We start from the raw sequence: 6,371 nt of genomic DNA, 5'->3' as shown, positions 1-6,371 counted from the left end.
GCTCCGGCTGGTAGAAAACCCTATTATGTAACATTCTCAATCAAAAATGCTCTAGCGCAGTAAAACCGCTGCCGCACGGAAAGACCGCGCTCTTTCCTAACCGGCAGATGCACGGTTGCTGCGCCTACCCAGCCGCCGGCCGGACCGCGGGCAGTTCTGACCACCGCCGTTTGCCAACGGCACCATCCAACGGAGACCCATCATGAAGAAAACCTTGTTTGCCCTGACCCTGGCCGCCGTCGCTGCCACCGCCGTGGCCGCCGATTACCGCATCGATCCGCACCACACCAACGCCCGTTTCGCCATCGACCACTTCGGCACCAGCACCAATGTCGGCGGCTTTTACGGCCTGACCGGCGAAATGAAGTTCGATCCCGCCCGCCGCACCGGCAGCATCGACATCAAAATTCCGGTGGCCAAACTGCAAAGCAGCTCGCCCGAATTCACCAACCACCTGAAATCGGCCGACTTATTCCACGCCGAACGTCACCCCGAAATGCGTTTTGTTTCCACCCGTTTCAACTTCGCCGGCAACAAAGTGCACTCAGTAGAAGGCCGCCTCACCCTGCTGGGCAAAACCCATCCGGTTACCTTGCGCGCCGAGAAATTCAACTGCTACGACAACCCCATCCTCAAGGCCCGGGTGTGCGGCGGCGACTTCTCCGCCACCATCGACCGCACCCTGTGGGGCATGAACTACCTGCTGGAAGCCGGTATTCCCAAAAACGTGCGTTTGGACATCCAAATCGAAGCGGCCAAACAATAAGCCCCTTAGCCGGCCGGCTGCCTGAACCCGCTTTCAGGTAGCCGGCCGCCCCAATACCGACTCGCAATCCCGCAAAGGAAACCCGATGAAACTCTATTACGCCCCCGGCACCTGTGCCTTGGCCTGCTGGATCGCCCTCGAATGGGCCGGCGCCGATTATGAAGCTGTGCGTGCCGATTACGCCTCCGAAGAATACAAACGCATCAACCCCCTGGCCGCGGTGCCCGCGCTCGACATCGGCGGCCCGCGTGCCTTAACCCAAGCACCCGCCATCTTGAAATACATCGTCGGCCTGCACCCCGAAGCCGGCATCGGCGGCAACGAAGGCCTGGTGAACGAATTCGAGATGAACGAAACCCTCTCCTTCCTCGCCAGCGACCTGCACCCCGCCTTTTGGCCGCTGTTTTTCCCGCAGCGCTACACCACCGATGAGAGCGAAGCCGCGCTGCAAAAAGTGAAAGAGGCCGCCTTCGCCCGCATCGACCGCGCCATGCAGCATCTCGACAAACTGATCGCCGCCGGCAACGGCCACGTTTACCAAGGCAAACGCAGCGTGGCCGACGCTTACGCCTTCGTGATGGCGCGTTGGACCGAATACACGCCGAAATCTTGGCGCGAATACCCGAATGTTGCCGGTCTGATGCAGCGTATGGAGCAGGACCCGGCGGTACAGAAAGTGATGGCCGCCCAGCAGGGCTGAGGCAAATCATCTTGAGACCTTTGCAAAACCCCCAGATGTGGATGCAGTTCAAGGCGTAGCAGCGCAGTGAGTGCAGACATATCACATAGATAGGCAAGCGAACGAGCAGCGCACAACGCAGAAATGCGCCGCAGATGGGGGTTTTGCAAAGGTCTCATCCTGATATTGCCCTGCGAATAAACCAAAGGCTACCTGAAAGCCAGCTGCGCGAGTATCTGCGTAGCTAAAACTTTTCAGGTAGCCTTTCAGCATTTTACCGGCAAACCGGCCTGCCGCCTTAAGCTTGCAAGGCCGCCAACACTTTGGCCGCCGCTTCGGCCAGCGCCACGCTTTGTGCTTCGCTGTCGGTGCGGCGGGCGTATTCCACCGTGCCTTCTTTCAGGCCGCGGTCGCCGATCACCAGGCGGTGCGGAATGCCCAACAGTTCGGAATCGTTGAGCAGCACGCCGGCGCGCTCGTCGCGGTCGTCCAGCAACACATCGGCGCCGGCGGCCGACAATTCGGCATACAGCCTATCGGCCGCTTCGCGCACCGCATCCGATTTTTTGTAGTTCATCGGCACAATCACCACTTGGAAGGGCGCCATGGCATCGGTCCAGATGATGCCGCGCTCGTCGTGGTTTTGCTCGATGGCGGCGGCGACAATGCGGCTCACGCCGATGCCGTAGCAGCCCATTTCCATCACCTGCGATTTGCCGTTGTTGTCGAGGAACACCGCGTTCATGGCTTGCGAATATTTGTCGCGCAGCTGGAACACATGGCCCACTTCGATGCCGCGCGCCAGTTTCAGGTAGCCTTGGCCGCAGGGGCTGGGGTCGCCCGCCACCACGTTGCGCAAATCGACGAATTCGGGCTCGGCGGCATCGCGGCCGAAGTTGAAGCCGGTGTAGTGGTGGTCGTCTTCGTTGGCGCCGATTACCCAGTCGGCGCCTTTTTCGACGGCGTAGTCGGCGTACACTTTGCCGCCAAAGCCCACCGGGCCGAGCGAGCCGCCGTTGGCGCCGAAGGCGGCGCGGATGGCGGCGGGATCGGCCATGGTCAGCGGCGATTTCACGCCCGCCAGTTTTTCGGCCTTGATGTCGTTGAACTCATGGTCGCCGCGCAACAGCAGAAGCACCAATTCGCCGTCTGCCTCACCTTCGACCACAATGGATTTGAGGGTGTGTTCAATCGGCACATTTAAAAACGCCACCAAGTCGGCAATGGTTTTCACATTGGGCGTGTGTACTTTGTTCAGCGTTTGCGCGGCCTCGGCGCGGCTACCTGAAAGCGGCAGGGTTTGCGCCAGCTCGATATTGGCGGCGAAATCGGAAGCGTCGCTGTAGGCAATCACGTCTTCGCCGGAGTCGGCCAGCACTTGGAATTCGTGCGAGCCGGTGCCGCCGATGCTGCCGGTGTCGGCCGCCACCGGGCGGTAGTTGAGGCCGAGGCGGTCGAAGATGCGGCAATAGGCGTCGTACATCGGCTGGTAGCCGTCGCGCACCAGCGATTCGTAATCGGCGTGGAAGGAATAGGCGTCTTTCATCACAAATTCGCGCGCGCGCATCACGCCGAAACGCGGGCGCACTTCGTCGCGGAATTTGGTGTTGATGTGGTAGAAGTTTTTCGGCAGCTGCTTATAGCTGGTTACTTCTTTGCGCACGATGTCGGTGATCACCTCTTCGCAGGTGGGGGCGATGCAGAAATCGCGCTCGTGGCGGTCTTTGATGCGCAACAGCTCTTTGCCGTAAAACGTCCAGCGGCCGGATTCTTCCCACAATTCGGCCGGCTGCACCACCGGCATCAGCAGCTCGATGGCGCCGGCGCGGTTCATTTCCTCGCGCACGATGTGCTCCACCTTGCGCAATACGCGCAGGCCCATCGGCATCCAGGTGTAGAGGCCGGAGGCGCTGGCTTTGATCAGGCCGGCGCGTAGCATCAGCCGGTGGCTGGGCAGCGTGGCTTCGGCGGGGGCTTCTTTGAGGGTGGAAATAAAGAATTGGCTGGCTTTCATGGCGGTAGGCTGTATTTAAAGAAAAGTAAAGGGCGGGATTGTAACAAGGTTTCAGGTAGCCTGAAAGCGGGCTTCAGGCTACCTGAAAAGACGGTCTGCCGCTCAACGGCGGCGGCGGTTCTGTTCGTACACCGGCAGCACCGAAGGCAGCTGGCGGCGCAGCTCTTCAATGCGCGACTGATTGGACGGATGGGTGGACAGCATGCCCGTCAAGGCGTTGCCGCTGCCTTGATAAGCCGCCATTTTTTCCCACACCGTAACCGCCGCGCGCGGGTCGTAACCCGCCTGCGCCATCAGCAGCATGCCGCCGCTGTCGGCCTCGCGCTCGTGGTGGCGGGAATAAGGCAGGCCGATGCCGTATTCGGCCAACAGCCCTTGCGACAAACCGATGGCTTCGCTGCTGATGCCGGTTTGGCTGGCCACCACGCGCCCGCCGATGTCCAAAGCCAAGCCGGTGAGCACTTTCTGGCCGACCGCCTGTTTGCTGTGCTCCAGCAGGGCGTGCGTCATCTCATGACCCACCACGGCGGCGATTTCGTCATCGGTCAGGTTCAGCGTTTCCACCAAGCCGGTGTAAACCGCCATTTTGCCGCCCGGCATGGCCCAAGCATTCATTTCTTTGCTGCGGATCACCATCATTTCCCACTGGAACGGCACGCCGGTGCGGTTGGCCGCTTCGGCATGCGGCTTCATGCGCTGGAACACGCGCTGCACGCGGCGGGCGGTGGCCGAACGGGTGTCGAGCACCTCGCTGCGCTGTGCCTGCGCCCTCAGCTGTTGATAGCTTTGAGCGGAATGGGCATTCAAAGCCTGGGTGTTGTAGCCCAAGGCATCGGCCATGCCGGCACAGCCCGACAGCAAACCCAAGCTGACGGCCGCCGCGGCCAAGGAACGGGAAAAACGACGCATGATGTTGCCTCCTGTAAAAATAGCCAATTGCCGCAGCAAAACCGCCGCTGCGCACCGAAAGCCGAACTATAGCATCGGAAGCCGCTTTGCGGCAGCCGTCGGCCGTACTCTTGAAACCGACAAGGTGTTTGCGGCTGAATTTTCGGAATCGGTATCCGGCCTATTTCTGCACATGACACCATACCAAACAGGCTGAGACCTTTGCAAAACCCCCACCTGCGGCGCATTTCTGCGTTGTGCGCTGCTCGCTCGCTTGCCTATCTATATGATATGTCTGCGCTCGCTGCGCTGCTACGCCTTGAACTGCATCCACATCTGGGGGTTTTGCAAAGGTCTCAGGCTACCTGAAATGCTTTCAGGTAGCCTGCGGTTTTATGCCTCTACGGGAATGATGCCGATTTTGGCCTGCCATTGCTTCGGCGCGATGGCGTGCACGGATTGGCCGCTGCTGTCCACCGCCACGGTGACGGGCATGTCTTTCACTTCAAACTCGTAAATCGCTTCCATGCCCAAGTCTTCGAAAGCCACCACTTTGGCTTCTTGAATCGCCTTGGCCACCAAGTAGGCCGAGCCGCCCACCGCCATCAGGTACACCGCTTGGTTGTCGGCAATCGCTTCGCAGGCGGCGGGGCCGCGTTCGGATTTGCCGATCATGCCGAGCAGGCCGGTTTGCTCCAGCATTTGACGGGTGAATTTGTCCATGCGGGTGGCGGTGGTGGGGCCGGCGGGGCCGACCACTTCGTCGCGCACGGGGTCAACCGGGCCGACGTAGTAAATCAGTTTGTTGGTGAAATCGACCGGCAGTTTTTCGCCTTTGTTGAGCATATCGACCATGCGTTTGTGGGCGGCATCGCGGCCGGTGTAGATTTTGCCGTTCAAAAGCAGCACATCGCCCATTTTCCAAGTGGCGACCTCTTCTTTGGTGAGCTTGTTCACATCCACGCGCTTGCCGTTGTCGGGGCTGTAGGTGATGTCCGGCCAGTCTTCCAATGAAGGCGGGTCGAGTTTCACCGGGCCGGAGCCGTCCAATTCAAATTCAACGTGGCGGGTGGCGGCGCAGTTGGGAATCATGGCTACGGGTTTGGACGCGGCATGGGTGGGGTAATCCAAAATTTTGACGTCGAGAACGGTGGTCAGGCCGCCCAAGCCTTGCGCGCCGATGCCCAGCGCGTTCACTTTTTCAAACAGCTCCAAACGCAGGGCTTCGGTGGTGGAGAGTTCTGCGCCCGAGGCGGCTTTTTCCTGTAATTCGTGAATATCCACGTGGCTCATCAGCGATTCTTTCGCCAACAAAGCCGCTTTTTCCGGCGTGCCGCCGATGCCGATGCCCAAGATGCCGGGCGGACACCAGCCTGCGCCCATGGTGGGGATGGTTTTCAGCACCCAATCGACAATCGAATCGGAAGGGTTGAGCATGGCGAGCTTGGATTTGTTTTCCGAACCGCCGCCTTTGGCCGCGCAGGTGACTTCCACTTTGTCGCCGGCCACGATTTCCATGTGGATCACCGCCGGCGTGTTGTCTTTGGTGTTTTGGCGTTTGCCGGCCGGGTCGGCGAGTACCGAGGCGCGCAGTTTGTTGTCTGGCCAATTGTAGGCGCGGCGCACGCCTTCGTTCACCATTTCGGCCACGCTCATATCGGCATCCCATTGCACGTTCATGCCCACTTTCAAAAATACGGTGGCGATGCCGGTGTCTTGGCAGATGGGGCGGTGGCCTTCGGCACACATGCGGCTGTTCACCAAAATCTGCGTCATCGCGTCTTTGGCGGCCGGGTTTTCTTCTTTCTGCCAAGCCTTGTATAGGGCTTGGATGTAATCGACGGGATGGTAATAGCTGATGAATTGGAAAGCATCGGCGATGCTTTGGATGAAATCTTCTTGTTTGATGATGGTCATGGTGGTGTTCCTGTTTTTTTTGGATAGGGCTCAGACAATGGGCCCGGTATTGTAAACCCTTTCCCCTGCCTGCGCACGGCGTTTCCCCCCGCATCGGGCTACCTGAA

7 protein-coding genes and 1 pseudogene are annotated in these 6,371 nt (G+C 59.8%); 4 read left to right on the top strand and 4 right to left on the bottom strand.

Annotation, left to right across the window (positions count from 1 at the left end; genetic code table 11):
- Positions 1–202: 202 nt before the first annotated feature.
- Positions 203–766 carry a YceI family protein gene (locus HMPREF9371_RS08390; RefSeq protein WP_009119618.1) on the top strand — a complete coding sequence of 188 codons (564 nt, stop codon included), beginning with the start codon at positions 203–205 and terminating at the stop codon, positions 764–766.
- Between the two features lie 85 nt (positions 767–851).
- Entirely contained in the window at positions 852–1,466 is a 615-nt protein-coding gene (locus tag HMPREF9371_RS08385) for a glutathione S-transferase family protein (RefSeq protein WP_009119617.1), read from the top strand.
- 11 nt (positions 1,467–1,477) lie between these two features.
- Here HMPREF9371_RS08385 and HMPREF9371_RS13920 read toward each other — a convergent pair.
- The 3 genes and pseudogenes from HMPREF9371_RS13920 to HMPREF9371_RS08375 form a co-directional block, all read right to left on the bottom strand.
- Positions 1,478–1,624, bottom strand: a pseudogene (locus HMPREF9371_RS13920) (lipoprotein signal peptidase); the annotation flags it as partial.
- Between the two features lie 119 nt (positions 1,625–1,743).
- Entirely contained in the window at positions 1,744–3,459 is a 1,716-nt protein-coding gene (locus HMPREF9371_RS08380; protein WP_009119616.1) for a proline--tRNA ligase, read from the bottom strand.
- Positions 3,460–3,561: 102 nt separating this feature from the next.
- Positions 3,562–4,368, bottom strand: coding sequence for a M48 family metallopeptidase (locus tag HMPREF9371_RS08375; RefSeq protein ID WP_009119615.1), 807 nt, complete (start codon positions 4,366–4,368; stop codon positions 3,562–3,564).
- On the opposite strand from HMPREF9371_RS08375, the gene HMPREF9371_RS08370 reads away from it, so the two are divergent.
- Positions 4,367–4,564: a hypothetical protein gene (locus HMPREF9371_RS08370; RefSeq protein ID WP_040660397.1), complete on the top strand. Its 198-nt coding sequence runs from the start codon at positions 4,367–4,369 to the stop codon at positions 4,562–4,564. The two genes, HMPREF9371_RS08375 and HMPREF9371_RS08370, sit on opposite strands and share 2 nt — an antisense overlap.
- A 5-nt stretch (positions 4,565–4,569) precedes the next feature.
- The gene (locus tag HMPREF9371_RS13575) at positions 4,570–4,716 is read left to right on the top strand and encodes a hypothetical protein (RefSeq protein ID WP_009119613.1); all 147 of its coding nucleotides are present in this window, start codon (positions 4,570–4,572) and stop codon (positions 4,714–4,716) included.
- Positions 4,717–4,740: 24 nt separating this feature from the next.
- Here HMPREF9371_RS13575 and HMPREF9371_RS08365 read toward each other — a convergent pair whose 3' ends face one another.
- Positions 4,741–6,264, bottom strand: coding sequence for a fumarate hydratase (locus HMPREF9371_RS08365; RefSeq protein WP_009119612.1), 1,524 nt, complete (start codon positions 6,262–6,264; stop codon positions 4,741–4,743).
- Between the last annotated feature and the right edge of the window lie 107 nt (positions 6,265–6,371).

The sequence above is a fragment of the Neisseria shayeganii 871 genome (genome assembly GCF_000226875.1).
Lineage (GTDB): Bacteria > Pseudomonadota > Gammaproteobacteria > Burkholderiales > Neisseriaceae > Eikenella > Eikenella shayeganii.
The sequence above is the reverse complement of the archived record's forward strand: the minus strand, read 5'-3'. Positions and strand labels throughout refer to the sequence as shown.